12 protein-coding genes and 4 pseudogenes are annotated in these 16,222 nt (G+C 68.9%); 9 read left to right on the forward strand and 7 right to left on the reverse strand.

Going from position 1 to position 16,222, the window contains the following annotated elements; genetic code table 11:
- Nucleotides 1–327: 327 nt before the first annotated feature.
- Together IF78_RS46795 and IF78_RS44140 are read right to left on the reverse strand one after the other, a co-directional pair.
- Nucleotides 328–477 (reverse strand): hypothetical protein, encoded by a 150-nt coding sequence (locus IF78_RS46795; RefSeq protein WP_234439927.1) that lies wholly within the window; start codon nucleotides 475–477, stop codon nucleotides 328–330.
- Between the two features lie 168 nt (nucleotides 478–645).
- Nucleotides 646–1,064: pseudogene (locus IF78_RS44140) on the reverse strand (transposase); the annotation flags it as partial.
- A gap of 460 nt (nucleotides 1,065–1,524) precedes the next feature.
- Here IF78_RS44140 and IF78_RS0134885 point away from each other — a divergent pair.
- The 4 genes and pseudogenes from IF78_RS0134885 to IF78_RS47975 form a co-directional block, all read left to right on the forward strand.
- On the forward strand, nucleotides 1,525–1,956 hold the full coding sequence (locus tag IF78_RS0134885) for an effector-associated constant component EACC1 (protein WP_051828389.1): 432 nt from the start codon (nucleotides 1,525–1,527) through the stop codon (nucleotides 1,954–1,956).
- A complete protein-coding gene (locus IF78_RS0134890; protein WP_158751567.1) occupies nucleotides 1,953–6,635 on the forward strand; it encodes a caspase, EACC1-associated type in 4,683 nt (1,560 codons plus the stop codon). Before IF78_RS0134885 ends, IF78_RS0134890 begins: the two co-directional genes overlap by 4 nt.
- Nucleotides 6,636–6,955: 320 nt before the next feature.
- Nucleotides 6,956–7,789 (forward strand): PIG-L family deacetylase, encoded by an 834-nt coding sequence (locus IF78_RS0134895; protein ID WP_031486576.1) that lies wholly within the window; start codon nucleotides 6,956–6,958, stop codon nucleotides 7,787–7,789.
- A gap of 7 nt (nucleotides 7,790–7,796) precedes the next feature.
- Nucleotides 7,797–7,937 (forward strand): annotated as a pseudogene (locus IF78_RS47975) (nickel-binding protein); the annotation flags it as partial.
- On the opposite strand, the pseudogene IF78_RS47980 reads toward IF78_RS47975, so the two are convergent.
- A pseudogene (locus tag IF78_RS47980) lies at nucleotides 7,938–8,062 on the reverse strand (IS5/IS1182 family transposase); the annotation flags it as partial.
- An 84-nt stretch (nucleotides 8,063–8,146) separates the two neighbouring features.
- Here IF78_RS47980 and IF78_RS46810 point away from each other — a divergent pair.
- Nucleotides 8,147–8,344: pseudogene (locus tag IF78_RS46810) on the forward strand (transposase); the annotation flags it as partial.
- A 339-nt stretch (nucleotides 8,345–8,683) separates the two neighbouring features.
- Here the strand turns inward: IF78_RS46810 and IF78_RS0134905 are convergent.
- The 3 genes from IF78_RS0134905 to IF78_RS0134915 all read right to left on the reverse strand — a co-directional run bounded on the left by IF78_RS0134905 (nucleotide 8,684) and on the right by IF78_RS0134915 (nucleotide 12,273).
- Complete coding sequence (locus IF78_RS0134905) at nucleotides 8,684–10,297, reverse strand: IS1182 family transposase (RefSeq protein WP_031486578.1); 1,614 nt, start codon at nucleotides 10,295–10,297, stop codon at nucleotides 8,684–8,686.
- A gap of 456 nt (nucleotides 10,298–10,753) precedes the next feature.
- Entirely contained in the window at nucleotides 10,754–11,224 is a 471-nt protein-coding gene (locus IF78_RS0134910) for a hypothetical protein (protein WP_031486579.1), read from the reverse strand.
- A gap of 605 nt (nucleotides 11,225–11,829) precedes the next feature.
- Nucleotides 11,830–12,273, reverse strand: a complete 444-nt coding sequence (locus IF78_RS0134915; RefSeq protein ID WP_158751569.1) for a class I SAM-dependent methyltransferase — start codon at nucleotides 12,271–12,273, stop codon at nucleotides 11,830–11,832.
- Between the two features lie 218 nt (nucleotides 12,274–12,491).
- Between IF78_RS0134915 and IF78_RS49930 the strand changes: the two genes are divergently transcribed.
- The 3 genes from IF78_RS49930 (at nucleotide 12,492) to IF78_RS49940 (ending at nucleotide 14,018) form a co-directional block, all read left to right on the forward strand.
- Entirely contained in the window at nucleotides 12,492–12,638 is a 147-nt protein-coding gene (locus IF78_RS49930; RefSeq protein ID WP_244889803.1) for a hypothetical protein, read from the forward strand.
- Nucleotides 12,639–12,721: 83 nt separating this feature from the next.
- Nucleotides 12,722–13,069 (forward strand): hypothetical protein, encoded by a 348-nt coding sequence (locus IF78_RS49935; protein ID WP_234439928.1) that lies wholly within the window; start codon nucleotides 12,722–12,724, stop codon nucleotides 13,067–13,069.
- Nucleotides 13,047–14,018 carry a transposase gene (locus IF78_RS49940; protein ID WP_037641941.1) on the forward strand — a complete coding sequence of 324 codons (972 nt, stop codon included), beginning with the start codon at nucleotides 13,047–13,049 and terminating at the stop codon, nucleotides 14,016–14,018. Before IF78_RS49935 ends, IF78_RS49940 begins: the two co-directional genes overlap by 23 nt.
- 58 nt (nucleotides 14,019–14,076) lie before the next feature.
- On the opposite strand, the gene IF78_RS0134930 is transcribed toward IF78_RS49940, so the two are convergent.
- Nucleotides 14,077–15,075 (reverse strand): helix-turn-helix transcriptional regulator, encoded by a 999-nt coding sequence (locus IF78_RS0134930; RefSeq protein ID WP_031486581.1) that lies wholly within the window; start codon nucleotides 15,073–15,075, stop codon nucleotides 14,077–14,079.
- Nucleotides 15,076–15,212: 137 nt separating this feature from the next.
- Between IF78_RS0134930 and IF78_RS0134935 the strand changes: the two genes are divergently transcribed.
- A complete protein-coding gene (locus IF78_RS0134935; RefSeq protein ID WP_031486582.1) occupies nucleotides 15,213–15,608 on the forward strand; it encodes a RidA family protein in 396 nt (131 codons plus the stop codon).
- Nucleotides 15,609–16,222 lie beyond the last annotated feature (614 nt).

A 16,222-nucleotide genomic window follows, 5' to 3' on the forward strand; every position in this document is an offset into this window, starting at 1 on the left:
GGCGCGACGAACGTCCTCAACAGGGCCGGGCTGGTCCTCTGCACGGCGGCTTAGCCACCGACGCAGGAAGCCCGCGCGTTTACGCGTGGGTGGAGTCACGACGACCGCTGCCGTACGCGCCGTAGCTCACCAGCCCTGCGCAACGCCCTTGACGAACAGATGCCGTCGATGGCCGTCAGGTGGGCCGGATCCGAGCGGGGCGTAGCCGCACCGGGGGACAGGCGGGGTGCGACGCGGTGCACCTGCGGACGCCGCCGCGGGGCTCTGGCCGTTCCTCCGGCGTCCACTGCTGCGGGGAGGCCAGACCCGCGGGGCACCCGCCGTCCTCTATCCGAGCGTGAGCATCGCCTCGGCGACCTCGCCGACCGCCGCCTCGGGGATCGCGGTGGCGGCCTCCTCGAGGACAAGCAGCCGTGCCCCGGGGAGCTCGCGCGCGATCTCCTCGCGATCGCGCCGACGTGGAGCGGATGGTCCCACCCCGCCCGCTGGAAGCGGTGGAAATCGGTGTGCTCGTCGACCGAGACCGTGAGGCCCTTGCCATGGAGGCGGTCACGCCAGGCGCTGAGTTCTGCGGCACGTGCGGCCGCCTCAGCCACCGGGAGATCCAGCCACCCGTGTGGCCCGTCGACGCCGTACTGCGCGGTGCCGCTTGCGTCCTTTGGTCTTCTTGCCGGCGTCGATGCCCTGGTTGGTCTCGGGGACGTTTGTCGAGGTCTTCACGCTCTGCGCGTCCACTACGGCCGCGGTTGGCTGCGTGCTGCGGCCGTGAGCTCGGCGCCTCTTGTCGCCTAACAGGTCGTGAATCCGCTGCGTGGTGCCGTCGGCTTCCCACTTGGCGTAGTAGTCATACACGGTCTTGTGGGGCGGGAAGTCGTGCGGCAGGTACTCCCATGGGATGCCGGTGCGGTTGACGCAGAGGATCGCGTTGACGATCTCACGCAGGTCGTGCACCCGGGCCGCCGTACCGGGCCCAGTTCGTTTCGCCGCCAGGCGGTAAGGACCGGCTCGATCAGAGCCCAGCGGGCATCGGAGACATCACTGCGGTACGGACGGCGAGCACTCACACACACCGTGCAACGACCGCCAACGCCACCAGCCACCAAAGCATCCCGAAAGTATCCAGGTCCTCGAGCTGCCCGGGGGGCCGGGACAGCGCCCGCGGTTCCGGATTCGGGATCGCTGCGGCCCACAGCATGACCGGCTCGGCAGACCAGTCATGACAGCACAGCAGCACCTGTGTTCAGACTCGCCCCTGGTAAGCCGTACGGAAGACCAGCAACGCCCAGAAAGCAGTGCCTTCGTAGGCCGAGGAAGAAGCCGGATACGCACGCGCGGTGTCGTTCGACGCGAAAACGGACCGTTTGGACGTCCTGGGCTGATCACTCTCTGGCCCTCCTGCGTGCCGGGTGCGATCACCCGCGACTCCGGTTCGTTCAACGGCCGTTCTGTTGTGGAACATTCTTCCCGCGCCTGGGCCTCGCTGGCTACGATGTGTATTCGGCCGGTCACAGGTGCGGGGGAAGTATGTGGATCACCATAACCGTGCGGGACGACAACGCGCGGCGCGGCGGAGCGGCCCCGTGCGAGCTGCTGCGGCAATGGCTGGACGAGCAGCCCGAGTTGCGCGGCCGGACCCGTCGGCAGACGACCGCGACGCCCCCTCCGGGTGAGATGGGAGTGGCCACCGACGCCCTTCTCGCGCTCCTCGAACCCGGTGGCGTGGCGGCGGCGTTCGCCGGGGCGGTGGTGGCCTGGGCTCAGACCCGCAGGGGGAGCCAGACGATCACCGTCCGGCAGGCCGATGGCCGGGAGGTTACCATCGTCTCTACCCACGTCAAGGGCATGGACGCCGACCAAACCGCAGATCTGGCACGGCGGTTGACCGCCGACCTGATGTCGCCGCCGCCGGAGGAGCCGACCAGCATTCCCGGCACTGGCCTCCACCCTCCTGAGTGACCGTGAATCGGCCCGCGGACAGGGAGCCGCCGGGGCTCGGGCTTGCTTCGCCGGGCGCGTACGCCGTACTGGTCGGCACCGGGCACCACGTCGAAGGCTCCCAGCTGTCCAGACTGCCCGGAGTCGACACCACGCTCGACGACCTCCAGTCGCTCCTGGAGGACGCCTGCCGGATGGCACCGGAGCGCATCCTCCGGCTGCCGGCCGACGCCTCACCGCCGGATGTCGTGACGGTGCTGGAGAACACTGTCGAACACGCCGACGGCCCCGTCCTGTTCTACTACGTCGGCCATGGTCTGCTCGGCCCGAAGGACGATCTCTACCTGGCCTCGCACGGCAGCCGCCACGCGGAGAGCATCTCCCACGCCGTGCCCTACCGAACTGTCCAGGACCTGCTCGGCAGGGCGGCCGGCGGCAGCGCCGTCATCCTCGACTGCTGCTTCTCCGGTCGCGCCGGCGCGCCGCGGGGCCGGCGCACCGCGGACCCCTTTGCCTCAGCCCGACCCGACGGCAGCTTCCTGTTGACCTCCTCCTCCCACTTCTCCGCGTCCTTCGCGCCCCTGGGCGCACGGCACACCCTCTTCAGCGGCCGGCTGTTGGAACTGCTGCGTGACGGCGATCCCGGCGGGCCACCCGTACTCACCCTCGACGACCTGCACGGCGCCCTCCTGCGGGCCTTCGCGGACGGGCCGGTGACCCCCCGCCAGTGGAGCGAGGGCACGCTCGGCCGCCTCGTCGTCGCCGCGAACCGTGCCTATCACGTAGCCGCCGAGCCCCAGCGGACGCCGCCCGCGGACGTGCCGTGTCCCTATCCCGGTATGAAGCCCTTCGCTGCCGAAGACCACATTCACTTCACCGGCCGCGACGACGCGGTCGCGGAGCTGGTGACACGGGTGTGCCGGGCCCGCTCCGCCGATCCCGTGGTTTTGGTCGGCCCGTCGGGTGTCGGGAAGTCCTCACTCCTGCGGGCCGGGCTGCTGGCCGAGTTGCAGCTGCGGCACGAAGCCGGATCCACCTCCGCACCCTGGCCAGTTCTTCTGCTCCCCGCGCCCGGTGCGAAGCCGCTGCAGGCGTTGGCACGGCTGTGGTCGGAGGCCGTCGACCGTCCCTTCGATGACGTGCTCGCCGACCTCACCGAGGGGTGTTTCCCTCCGCCTCGGGACGACCGGCCGCCGTGCGGGCTCCTCGTGGTCGACCAGTTCGAGGAGATCTTCGCCCGAGCCTCCGATCCCGAGGAACGCCGGCGGTTCATCCGTTTGCTCTGCGGCCCGGGCCAGGAATCCGAGACGACCGCACGACTCCGAAGCCCCCGTGTCGTCATCGGCGTCCGTGCCGATCACTACGGCAGCTGTCTCACCGAGGCTCCGCTCGCCCAGGCCCTCGCCCGCGGCCAGATCTCCCTCACCCCCATGTCCAACGAGTCCCTGCGCACGGCGATCGAAGAGCCCGCCCGCCGTGCCGGCCTCATCCTTGAGCCCGGCCTGGTCCAACGGCTCCTGCACGATCTTCGGGAGCGGGACACCGCGGGCAGGGGGCACGGCGCCGTGTCACCGGAGACCGCGCCCGACACGGCCCTTCCCTTTCTGGCCCACGCCCTGCGCGAGACCTGGCTCGCCCGGGACGGCGCCGTCCTCACCCTCGCCGGCTACCAGGCCACCGGCGGCATCTGGCAGTCCGTGGCCACGGCCACGGAACGGTTGTACGCCGACCTGGACGAACCGGAGAGGGCGGCGCTGCGCCACCTGCTCCTGCGGATGGTGGAGATCACCAGCGGCGGCGAGGTGGTACGGCGTCCGCTGCGCACCACCGAGGTGGGCGGCACAGTGCAGGAGGAGCCACCCGGGCGCACGCCAGGACAGCAGGACGGCGACGAGAGTGACGCCGTACCCGAAGCAGGATCCGGGGCGGACGTGCCACCGCGCCGACCCGCCCCCGATGCCCGAGTCCTGGACCGTCTGGCCCGTGCCCGCCTCGTCACCGTGGACCGCGACAGCGCCCAGATCTCCCACGAGGCCCTGCTGCACACCTGGCCGCGACTGAACACATGGATCCGGGACGCGCAACACGAACTCCCCGTTCACCAGCAGCTCACTGAGGACGCCGCCCTCTGGCTGCGCCATGGACGCGGCGCCGCCTATCTGTACACGGGAGACCGGCTGGCCGGCGTCCGGCCGTGGCTGACGTCCGACACTCCTCCAGCCATCCCCCTCGACACCACCGCCCGCGCGTTCCTCGAAGCAAGCGTGTCGGCCCGCCATCGGAGAACGCAACGAACGCGCGTGTACCTCAGCATCGTGCTGTGCGTACTGCTGGCCGCTTCGGCCACGTTCGCCACCCTCTGGAACAGCGCGACGCAGCAGCGTGAACGAGCCCAGGACCAGCAGCGCAGGTCGGTCGCCCGCAGTCTCGTCCTGCAGGCGGACGCCCTGCGCTACACACAGGCGGACGACGCCCTGCGGTTCGGCGCGGCCGCCCAGCGGCTCTTTCCCACCCCCGAGGGACGGACCGGGCTGGTCTCCACGCTGGTGGAGCGCCATCGCGTCACCTTCCTCACCGGCCACACGGGTCCGGTGAAATCGATCGCGTACCGGCCGGACGGACGCGTCCTCGCCACGGCGAGCACCGATCGCACGGTCATCCTGTGGAACGCGCCCAGAACGGTCGGAGCCAGGGCTGCGGCAGACCGAGCCCGCCCCCACCGGATCGCCGGACTCCCGCGGCAGCAGGCCGCGTTGACAGCCGTGGGATTCAGCCCCGACGGACGCATCCTCGCCGTCGGGAGCCAGGACCGCTCCGTCACACTGTGGAATGTGGCCGATGCCGGCCGTCCGCGCCGCGTCGCCGAACTCCGGGGATTCACCCGCGGGGTGGAAGCCGTCGTCTTCAGCCCGGACCGCCGTTCGCTGCTCACCGGTGGGGCGGGGACCGACGCGGTGTTGTGGGACGTGACGAAGCCGCGGTCGCCGCGTCGGCTGAGCGTGCTGAAGGGCGGCAGCAGCGGCCCGGTCCACGGGGTGGCGTTCAGCCCGGACGGCCACACCGCCGTGGTGGACGGCGCGGGCCCGGCGCCGACGATCTGGTCTCTCACCGACCGCTCGGAGCCCGTCAACGTGGGCTTCGTACCGATCCGCGGGGCCGCGCAGACCGAGGTGTTCTCGGTCTCGATCGCCGCCGATGGAGACACCCTCGCGGCCGCCACCAGCGACAACGGCGTGAGCCTGTGGAGCATCACGCAGCTCGTCGACACTAGGGACCAGCAGCCCCTGGCCACGCTTTCCGAGCACGCCGGGCCCGCGCGGGGTGTGGCGTTCAGCCGGGACGGCCGGCGGCTGGCCACGGTCGGCCATGACGGAACGGCCCAGTTGTGGGACGTCCGCAAGCCGCTCTCCCCCCGCCTCATGACCCGCTTCACCGATCACAGGGACGCGGTCACTTCGGTCGCCTTCGCGTCGGACAGCCGTACGATCGCCACAGCCTCCGACGACGGTCGGGCCGCGGTGTGGGAGCTCGCCGACAGCCTCGCTCTGCGCCGGGACGCGTCGACGTCCGCACCGAACACCCGAGTGCCGGCTGCAGCATTCACCCCCGACCGGCGCCTGCTGACACTCACGCAGGCGTACGACGAGAACAACCTGGACGGCCCGAAGCTGCCGGCCGAACTCTGGGACGCGACACGGCCGACGGCTCCCCGGCGGTTGTCGGCTCTTGACGCCGGGGACATCTCCACGGCCGCCTTCAGCCGTGACGTACGCCTATTAGCTACCGGGTCCTCAACGGGAACAATCCGGCTGTGGGACATCGCCGATACCGATGACCCGCGCCTACTCGACACAGCCACGACCAAGGGCGACGTCCTCACCCTCGCGTTCAGTGCCGATGGCCGCGCACTGGCGGTGGCGAGCGACGACTTCGAGGGGCGCTACGAGGAGATGGAGCTCTGGGACGTCGGCCGTCGCGGTGCTCTGCGCCGACTGGCCCGGCTTCCCCTCAGCCAGGTCAACGCCATGACGTTCAGCCCGGCCGGCCCCACTCTGGCTGTGGCGACGGAGAAGCAGGGCACGTCGTTGTGGGACATCAGCAGCCCCTCCCGCCCCCGGCGCCTCGGTGCCCTCGGCGCCAGCGAAGTCCCCGGTGTGACAGTGGAGTTCAGCCCCGACGGTCGCCGCCTCGCGCTGGCGGATGCGAGCGAGCAGATCACCTTGTACGGGATCACCGAGCCGACGCTTGCCACTGCCCGGCCCCGGCTGCTGGGCTCGGTCGGCGGGAACATCGGCAAGGCGGCCGCGGTCGCCTTCGACTCCACCGGCACGATGCTCGCCGCATCCACGTGGGGTGAGAGCGACAGAACCCTGCTATGGGACTGCACCGACGCCGCTCGCCCGCTCACCCTCGCCTCGGTGGCGGGCGACTGGGAGACGATGGGGGAACTCGTACTCTTCACCCCCGACCGTCGCAGGCTGATCACCGCAGGTGAAGCGACGACCGAGCTCGACTCGTCCGGGGCAGGGGAGAAGGTGCGCCCGGCGCAGCTCGTCCACTGGGGCATACGGCAGGCCGTGGCCGTCGTCGACGACCCGATCAGGGCGGCCTGCGCAGTGACGGGGCAGGGGCTCACCGACGCGGAATGGGACCGGTACGCGGACGGCTTGCCGCAGGAGCGGACCTGCCCCGGGGAATGAAGCGGCACCGCGGCCGATCGTCCACGACGTCCGGTCCGTTGAGCTGGCCCAGGACGGGCTGGGACTCGAACAAGCGATTTTGGCGGTGCTCCATCCATCGTGAACGAGACTTCCGTGAAACGCCGACGCCTGGAAGGCCAAGCGGCCGCGCCGGGAACAGCCGGCCCTGCCAGCACGGTTGCATCGACTGAGGGACCGGCGCCGCACGGGCGGGGAATTTCGGAGGCCAGAAGGTCGTCCGCCTCACCAGGATCCGGGCCCAGGAGCGGTACCCCGCCGCGCAGTCGGACCAAGACGCATTTCTGCAGGAGGACTGTTTCATGACTGACCGGCCCTTGACGCTCATGGCCGTACACGCCCACCCCGATGACGAGGCCACCGGAACCGGCGGGATCCTCGCGCGGTACGCGGCGGAAGGCATCCGCACGGTACTCGTGACGTGTACCGACGGCGGTTGCGGAGACGGGCCGGGGGGTGTCAAGCCGGGCGATCCCGGGCACGATCCGGCGGCGGTCGCCCTGATGCGCCGTCAAGAACTCGAGGCGAGCTGTGACGTCCTGAAGGTCAGCCATCTGGAGATGCTGGACTATGCCGACTCCGGGATGATGGGCTGGCCGAGCAACGACGCCCCCGGCTCCTTCTGGCAGACCCCCGTGGAGGAAGGCGCGGCCCGACTCGCGGAACTCATGCGGCACTACCGACCTGATGTGGTCGTCACCTACGACGAGAACGGTTTCTACGGCCATCCCGATCACATCCAGGCCCACCGCATCACGATGGCGGCGCTGGAAATGACTGCGCTGACACCAAAGGTGTACTGGACCACGATGCCCCGCTCGGGGATGCAGCGGTTCGGGGAGATCATGCGCGAGTTTCATCCGGACATGCCGGAGCCGGATCCTGCCGAGGCCGCCGCGATGGCCGAGATCGGCCTCCCCGACGATGAGATCACCACGTGGGTGGACACCACCGCGTTCAGCGGTCAGAAGTTCGACGCGCTGGCCGCCCATGCCAGTCAGAGCGAGAACATCTTCTTCCTCAAGATGGGCAAGGAGAGGTTCGGCGAGTTGATGGGCATGGAGACCTTCGTACGTGTCCAGGACGCTACCGGCGCGGCCGTACCCGAGAACGATCTCTTTGCCGGACTGCGCTGATCCACCCATCCGGAGCGGAGCTCGGGAACGTTCATCGGCCGCACGCGCGATCGAGCGCGTGCACTTCGAGCGGGCATGGGCCGACCTCGAGTCGGGCGTGGTCTACTGCCTCTCCGAGGCCCCCTCGGCCGACGCGGTCCAGCGCATCCTCGCGGTCACCTCGCCGGCGCCGTCCCCCGCCCTGCGGTCGTTCCGACGCCGGCGTGAAACCACCCGCTGAAACAGCTCCCACAGGTCCTCCGGCGCCATCCGCTCGACAAGCGCAGCAGTCATCGCCCCAGACTGCCGCAAGATCACACCAACTGAAGTGGCGCCTAAGACCGCGTCCTACGTGGTGAGGCGGACGTTGACTCCGTGGTGGGGCGGGGAACATGGAGTTGGATCGTTCCGGACGGGCTGTGGCAGATCGCGAGGCCGCTCATCCCACCATCGTGGGTGCGCCCGCAGGGCGGCGGGACGCAGGACACGCCTGATGAGACGCTGTTCGCGGCGATTGTCTACGTGGTGGTCAGTGGTTGGGCCTGGCGGGCTGTGCCGCCGTGCTTCGGGATATCGATTCGCCCCAGACTGCCGCAGCGGCATCTCGGTTCGTACCGACAACTGTTCGGTGCCGGTCCGTTACAGCGGCCGCCGGGTGCGAGCCGTGCTGCATGATCTCGCCGTCTACGACGGCAGCACGGAGATTGCCCGGCACGAACGCTGATCGCCAAAGGCTTGGGGAATGGCTGGCTCCGGACTACTGCCTGGAGGCACTGGTGCGCAAGCCGGGCGGCCTGCCGGGTGCGACCGCGCTCGAACAGGCCAAAGCCGCAGGGATGTTCACCCCGGTCCACGATGTGTGGTGGGCTGCGGCCTGCTAGCTTGACTCTGTCGGGGATCTTGGAGTTGCCGAGGTCAGGTGCCCAGGGTTCGCCAGGACTTCGGCCGGGGGATCTCGCGCTGGTCGAGGTAGTTCTGGAAGGCAGTCGATCGGCGGGGCGTGGGTGCTTCCTCGGTCGGTGGTAGTCCGCTGAGGCGCTCGATGTTGATGGCGATGGCCGTCAGAACGTGCTGGATGTGGGCCTTGCCCTGTCCCCGGTAGCGGCAGCGGCGCATGCCGTGTCCGTGGGCGAACTCGTTGACGGTGCCCTCTACTCCGGATCGGACCGCGTAGCGGGTTTTCCACTCGGGTGTCTGTTGCTCGGTGCGGATGCGGAGTTGCAGGTCGCGGAGTTCTCGTCGGGGAAATCCCACGGTGCGGTGGCTTTCGCGGGAGGTGGTGCACTGTGTGCGGGCGGGGCAGGGCTGGCACTGACTCTTGGTGAATCGGGCCACGATCAGCGGGGCCGCGGTGGGCGAGGAGGTCGGGTAGGGGCCGTGCCAGCCTGCGCTGACCTGGCCTTGTGGACAGGTCACCTGCTCGCGGTCGAAGTCGATGTGGAAGTCATCCCGGCCATAACCCTCGCCTCGGCGGTGCTGGCGGGTGGAGTTGACCCGGAGCGGCCCGGAGACAGTGACCTGGTGCTCGCGGGTGGCTTGTTCCAGGCGGGGCAGGGACGTGTAGCCAGCGTCGACCAGATGCTCGGCGGGCAGCAGCTCGCGACGCGCGAGACGGGTGTGAATGCCGGGGAGAACCTGACTGTCATGCGTGGTCGCCGCGGTAGTGGCCACGTCCGTGATCACGTTGGGGCCGTCGGGAGCACAGGTCTCGGTCAGATGAGCGGCGAACCCCTTCCAGCTGATGATGTGTCCGTGCCGTGCGTAGCGGGCCGAGGTGTCGTAGGGCGAGACGATCGCCCGGGACGAGGGCGGCAGTCCGGGGCCGTCTTCCGTCTCGGCGGTGCGCCAGCGCAGGTGTCCTGCGGCGTCACGGTGATAGTTCTGCACCATGATCCGGCGCAGGGCCTGGACACGAGGGCCAAACGTGCGGTCTGCTCCGTGCCGGTAGAGGTGTTCCAGGAGCCGGACGGCGTCGTTTCCGGTGGCGAGGATCCTGGTCATGGGCTTGGTGGGGTTCTTGCCCAGGCGGACCGGTCGGCCGTAGCGGCGCCCCCAGTCCTCATCGACCAGTTCGTCCAGCAGGTGGGGAGAGGTGCTGGCGACTTCTTCCAGTGCGGCGCGGACCGCTTCGGTGATCAGCTCCAGGCGGGTCAGGTCCCGCACCGCGGCCAGGACATGGGTGGAGTCGGTGCGCTGTGTGGTGCGTTCCCGCACGAGGCCGGCCTCCTTGAGGCGTGCAAGCGCGAGGTCGAGGAGGCGATCCGCACGGTCCCCCTCAGCGAGACGGTCGCGGAAGTCGGCCAGCACGCTGTGGTGGAAGCCAGGGTCGTCCAGCTCCATAGCCATGGCGTACTTGAAGTCGATGCGGCAGCGGACCGCCTCGGCGGCCTGCCGGTCCGACAGGCCGAGCAGGAACTGCAGCACACAGACGGTGGCCAGTTGAGCAGGCGAGAGGCCCGGACGTCCGTCACGCGGGTACCAGTCGGCGAAGTCCTCGTCGCGCCACAGCCCGGCCAGCCGGTCGCGCACCCATATCGCCGTCGTGCCGCCCGGATTGCTCGCCGCACGCGGCAGAGGCCGTTTCCGGATTCCGTACTGTCCGGGCCTGCTGGAAGGGCTCCGTGTCCGTGAGGGGCGACCGGTAGTGACGTTGTTGTGGCAGGGGTGGCAGGAGTCGAACCTAATGGGAAGCGAAGAGGCGATGCGTCAGCCCTTTCTCCACCCAGCGTCATGAGCGCTAGCAATAGAGCGGGCCCGCACCGCCCCGGGACGCAGGGCCGAGGTCTTGAGTCGAACTGAGCCTTGAGCTCACCACGTAGGACACGGTCTTAGGCCTCGTGGGACTCTCGGACCTCTTTGCCTGTTCGACGCTCTGGTCGGCCGCCTCAGCCTGGGCGAACTGTTTTATCTGGCATTCGAGGCGGCCGCCTCACGTCCACACGGAGCGCAAACCGCACGCTGTCCGTCGTCCGGCTGCTGCTGACGTCAGCCGTTGCCGTTGTACGGGCTGGGCTTGAAGCAGAAGTCGATGCGGATGAGGTCTTCGTACTGACTGCCGTCCGGCCCCTGGCCAAGCGGGGCGTGGAGCTGTGCGTCCGCCGCAATGCCGCCGGGGAAGCCGGTGGTGGCGTTGTACATGTACACGTTGGCATTCGTCCCACCGACTGCCGTGACCTGGGTGGCGGCGATGTCACCCTCGATGGAGAAACTGAAGATTTCCCCCTGCGCGGTGTCGGTGACGTCGACGGTGACCACTCCGGATCCGTCGTTCGGAATGTTCACGGGGAACGTCAGGTCCTCAGGGGGCACGCTCAGCCCTGTCACCATCTCGCCCGGAGGGCAGACGAGGTCGGGAGTGCCGAGAAATTCCAAGGGCTGCACCCCCGCTTCGCTCGGGGGACCCGCCTGGGCTGACGCGGGGCCGGCGGCCAGGCCGACGGCCAGCGCCGTGGTCAAGCCGAGTCCGACGAACCGTGCCCCCAGTCTCGCGCGTGGCGACTTCGTCCCTGCTCGGTTGGCTACTCGCATGACGAGTACTCCTTTCGTTGTGGGGTGATCTTGCCCTCGACGGGCCTCGGTGCTTGCTCCATCGATTCCACAACCGGACCTGCGTCGCTCCGCATACCGGCTCTCTCCTCGGCCATCCGGGCTCGAATCAGCCCCTGAAGGGCGAAGGCACCGTCGTAGCGCAGAGGGCAGGTGCGACAACGGTGAGTCGTGACCACGAGTCAGACGAGATGTGGGGTCACCAAGAGTTGTCGTCAAAGCGGAGTACGGACAGGCCCACGCGATCGATGGCGTCCAAGGGGGCAGGGAGTGGCTCGTCCCCGCGGATGACGTACAGCGCGCGTAGCGCTCCTATGCTGACCCTCCCCGGCGCGATGCCCGGTGGGCTCATGTGCGTACGTTGACGTTGATTTTTACCACACTAGGCACATGACACCTCTGGAACGACGGGGGCCAGGCTGGGCTGAGCTTGTTCCGCTTTATCGAGGGGGCGTTGTCCGGCACCGGGAGTTGCGGCCCGCGTCGCGCCGTCGGCGGGGCGAAGCGGGACGTGATCAGCTGTAGCCGCGCAGTACTACTGCCCTCTGACTCCGGCTCAGTGAGTACGTCCGGCGGAATGCCCATCCGGAACTCAGAGTTTGGAGTTCCTGTTCGGTGAGGCCTCGGTGGAACGGATCGGTGTCTGGCTTCCTGCTCTCGCCGGGCTGGTCGACGTACACGAGTGCGTAGAAGGTGCCGGAGGGGCGCAGCCAGCGTCCGATGTCCGTCAGCAGCCGCTCGTACTGGAGGTACGGCAGCGCGTAGCGGCAGGTCACGAGGTCGGCGCTGCCCGGTTGCAGGCTGTGGTGAATGGGATCGCCGTCGATGTCCCAGTGCGCGTACGTCACGTCGGCCGCACCGGCCGCCGTGGCCTGCCGGAGGGCTTCAGCGGAGAAATCGAGGCCGGTGGCGTTCAGCCCCAGGCGGCAAGTTGCCGGGTCCACTGGCCGTTGCCGCACGCCAGGTCCACGGCGGACATCCCGGGCCTCGGGGCGACGTGGTCGTAGAAGAGCTGGGCTTCTTTGTGGCTGACCACGGTGGGTCGTCCGGTCTGGAACCAGTGGTCCCACTGCTCAGCTTGACTCTGTCGGGGATCTTGGAGTTTCGCGGTGCGGCAGTATGGTCAACGGGCATGCTCGGGTAGTTCCGATGACCGATGCAGCTGTCGAGGTGCCTGTTGTCCCTCCGCCCACGTTCCGGTGAGCAGGTCCCGCCTCTGACTGCGCAGGTCGCGCGGGCGAGCAATCCGGGCGGCACGACGGCGATATGGGTGCGCGACCGGCTGGCCGGGCTGTGGCGCGACGAGGACTTCGCCGACTGGTAGATTTTCGCGATCGTCTCGCCGAAGGCGACCGTGCTGACCGCCTCCTCGACCTCGCGCTGGCCCGTCTCAAGGAGGCTGGCCTGGTGCGCGAGCGCACCACACAGCGCACCGATTCCACCCATGTCCTGGCCGCGGTGCGGGACCTGACCCGCCTGGAGCTGATCACCGAGGCGGTCCGCGCCGCACTGGAAGAAGTCGCCGGCACCTCCCCTCACCTGCTGGACGAGCTGGTCGATGAGGACTGGGGGCGCCGCTACGGCCGACCGGTCCGCCTGGGCAAGAACCCCACCAAGCCCATGACCAGGGTCCTTGCCACCGGAAACGACGCCGTCCGGCTTCTGGAACACCTCTACCGGCACGGAGCGGACCTGCACATCCGGCCCTCGTGTCCAGGCCCTGCGCCGGATCATGGTGCAGAACTACCACCGTGACGCCGCAGGACACCTGCGCTGGCGCACCGCCGAGAAGGAAGGCGGGCCCGGGCTGCCGCCCTCGTCCCGGGCGGTCGTCTCTCCCTACGACACCTCGGCCCGCTACGCACGGCACGGACACATCATCAGCTGGAAGGGGTTCTCCGCTCACCTGACCGAGACCTGTGCTCCCGACGGCCCCAACGTGATCACGGACGTGGCCACCACCGCGGCCACCACCCACGACAGCCAGGTCCTGCCCGGCATCCACACCCGCCTGTCACGCCGCGGACTGCTGCCGGCCGAGCACTTGGTCGACGCCGGCTACACCTCCCTGCCCCGCCTGGAACAAGCCACCCGTGTACACCAGGTCACTGTCTCCGGACCACTCCGGAGCAACCCCACCCGGCAACACCGCCGGGACGAAGGCTTCGCCCGGGACGACTTCCACATCGACTACGACCGCCAGCAGGTCACCTGCCCCCAGGGCCAGGTCAGCCAGGGCTGGCACGGCCCCTACCCAACCTCCTCACCCACCGCGGCCCCGCTCATCGTGGCCAGGTTCACCAAAAGCCAGTGCCAGCCCTGCCCGGCCCGCACCCAGTGCACCACCTCCCGCGAAAGCACCCGCACCGTGGGCTTTCCCCCACGAGAACTCCGCGACCTGCAACTTCGCGTCCGCACCGAGCAACAGACACCCGAGTGGAAGACCCGCTACGCGGTCCGCTCCGGAGTGGAGGGCACGGTTAACGAGTTCGCCCACGGATACGGCATGCGGCGCTGCCGCTACCGCGGACAGGGAAAAGCCCACATCCAGCACGTCCTGACGGCCATCGCCGTCAACATCGAGCGCCTCAGCGGACTGCCTCCAACCGAAGACCCCACGCCCCGCCGACCGACTGCCTTCCAGAACTACCTCGACCAGCGCGAGATACCCCGGCCGAAGTCCTGGCGAACTCTGGGCAGCTGACCTCGGCGCTCCAAGATCCCCGACGGAGTCAAGCTAGGGCGTGTTTCGGATGAGCTTGTCACAGCGACTCGTTGATGGTCGTGTCGAGGTTTGTGGCTTCGTAGCGGGTGGCGATCGTGGCGGCGCGGTTGCGAAGGGCAGTGCGCAGTGACGCCGGGGTCAGGGCTTCCGCGTCCGTGCTGAGTTGCCACAGCGCCCATTCGGCGTGTCGCAGGTCCTGGAATGTCACCTCCAGCCGCAGCCAGCCGTCCGTGTCGGGTTCTGCGGCGCGGACGGCCACCACGGTGCTCAGCAGGTCCTCCCGCCGCTCGGGGTTCACCCGTACCAGGACGGCGATGTGGTCGCTGGACAGGAACTGCGTGCAGCGTTCTCGCCAGATCCGGTCCAGATCAAGCGTGTTCGGTCGCTGTGCCGGTTCGGGGAGTTCCTCGGCGGCGAGCACCCGTGACAGCCGGTAGGTGCGGTCCGCGCCGGATCTCGTGGCGAGCAGGTAGCCCCGGTCGCGTACCGTGACCAGGCCGATGGGGTCCACCGTGCGCCATTGCGGTGCCTGGTCCGTGGCTGCGTAGTGGATGCGCAGTTTGTGTCCGGCGAGCACTGAGCGCCGGATTTCGATCATTGTCGTGCGGGGCACTTCCTCGGTGACCGGCCGGCGTGAGAGCAGGTCGGTCTCGGGCTCGACGAGGAATCGCTGGGCCGCGTCGCTCGCCGTGGCCTGATGGCTTTCGGGTAGCGCGTCAACCACCTTGCGCATGGCCGAAGCGAGCGCCGAGCCGAGGCCGAATGCCTGCTCGCTACGGCCCGATCCGGCGGTCAGCAAGGCAAGGGCCTCGTCTTGGTTCAGTCCGGTGAGCTCGGTGCGGAATCCGGGCATCAGCGCGAACCCGCCGTGCCGGCCGCGTTCGGCGTAGACCGGGACGCCGGCTGCGGACAGCGCTTCGATGTCGCGCAGCACGGTACGGGTGGACACCTCAAGCTCGCGGGCCAGCGTGTTAGCGGTCAGCCGACCGCGCTGACGGAGCAGCAGCACCAGCGAGACCAGCCGATCGGCGCGCATACGAGGACCTTATCGAATACATGACCAAGGGTGTCATCTTTTCTTGGGAGGCTCGTGGGCATCGGCGTCATCGATGGTGACTGACGCGCCGATGGACGTCCGTAACTCCCAACCAACCGCATGGAGCTGATGTGGCAGTGGAACGAACGGCAGTCAACCCGGTGTCCTGGTCCGTGGAGATGGGATTCAACCAGGGTGAGATCGTCTCGGGGCACACCCGGATCCTGTACTGCTCCGGACAGACCGCGATGAGCGGCGAAGGCAAGCCGCAGCATGACGGTGACATGGCCGCACAGCTGGCGCTGAGCCTCGACAACCTGGAGGCTGTGCTAGGCGAGGCCGGCATGTCCCTCGCGAACCTCGTCCGGCTCAACGTCTACACCACAGACGTCGATCTACTCTTCCCGCACTACGGCGTGCTGGCGTCGCGGTTGGGTGCCGCCGGAGTGGCACCGGCCACCACGATGCTCGGGGTGACACGGCTGGCGATCCCCGGTCAGATGGTTGAGCTCGAGGGGACCGCCGTCGCCTGACGCGACCTTGCTGCCTCTGCCGCTCGGGTGATTGCCGGTGCCGAGCGCGACCCGCAAGCATGCCACCGCTCGCTGACCGTCCAGCACTCGGCCGAGCAGCACCGCGTCACGCCCCAGGAAGTGGATCTATATTCTGTAATGATCTTGCTTCGTGTCACGCGGAGATCTGACGGACGAACAGTGGGCGGTGCTGGAACCGCTGTTGCCCATGGGCAACAAGCCCGGCCGGCCGCCAATATGGACGCGTCGGCGGGCTGACCGGCGGCATACGCTTGCGGGTCCGCAATCGGCATCCCCTGGCAGGACATGCCCGAGAAAGGTTCGCGCCGAGGATGCGCTCAAACGCCCTGTTCCGACGCTGGCAGCGGGACGGCACCTGGCATCGGATCGTCACCGCGCTGCAGGCCCGAGCGGACGCCGAGAGTTTGATCACCTGGGACATCAACGTCGACACCACCGTCTGCCGGGCCCACCAGCACGCCGTCGGCGCGAGGAAACAGGGGGGATCTCCAGAAGGAGCCGCCCGCTGGGGTCGCCGTCGAGTCGGCCAGCCACGCACTCGGACCCTCGCGCGGCGGGCTGACCGCCAAGCTGCATCTGGCGGACGAGTAGCG

Source organism: Streptomyces bicolor (assembly GCF_000719285.1).
GTDB lineage: Bacteria > Actinomycetota > Actinomycetes > Streptomycetales > Streptomycetaceae > Streptomyces > Streptomyces bicolor.

Coding starts and splice junctions, on each gene's coding strand:
- IF78_RS0134885 (WP_051828389.1), top strand. CDS start 1,525: ATGTGGATCACCATAACCGTGCGGGACGACAACGCGCGGCGCGGCGGA.
- IF78_RS0134895 (WP_031486576.1), top strand. CDS start 6,956: ATGACTGACCGGCCCTTGACGCTCATGGCCGTACACGCCCACCCCGAT.
- IF78_RS0134930 (WP_031486581.1), bottom strand. CDS start 15,075: ATGCGCGCCGATCGGCTGGTCTCGCTGGTGCTGCTGCTCCGTCAGCGC.
- IF78_RS49940 (WP_037641941.1), top strand. CDS start 13,047: ATGGTGCAGAACTACCACCGTGACGCCGCAGGACACCTGCGCTGGCGC.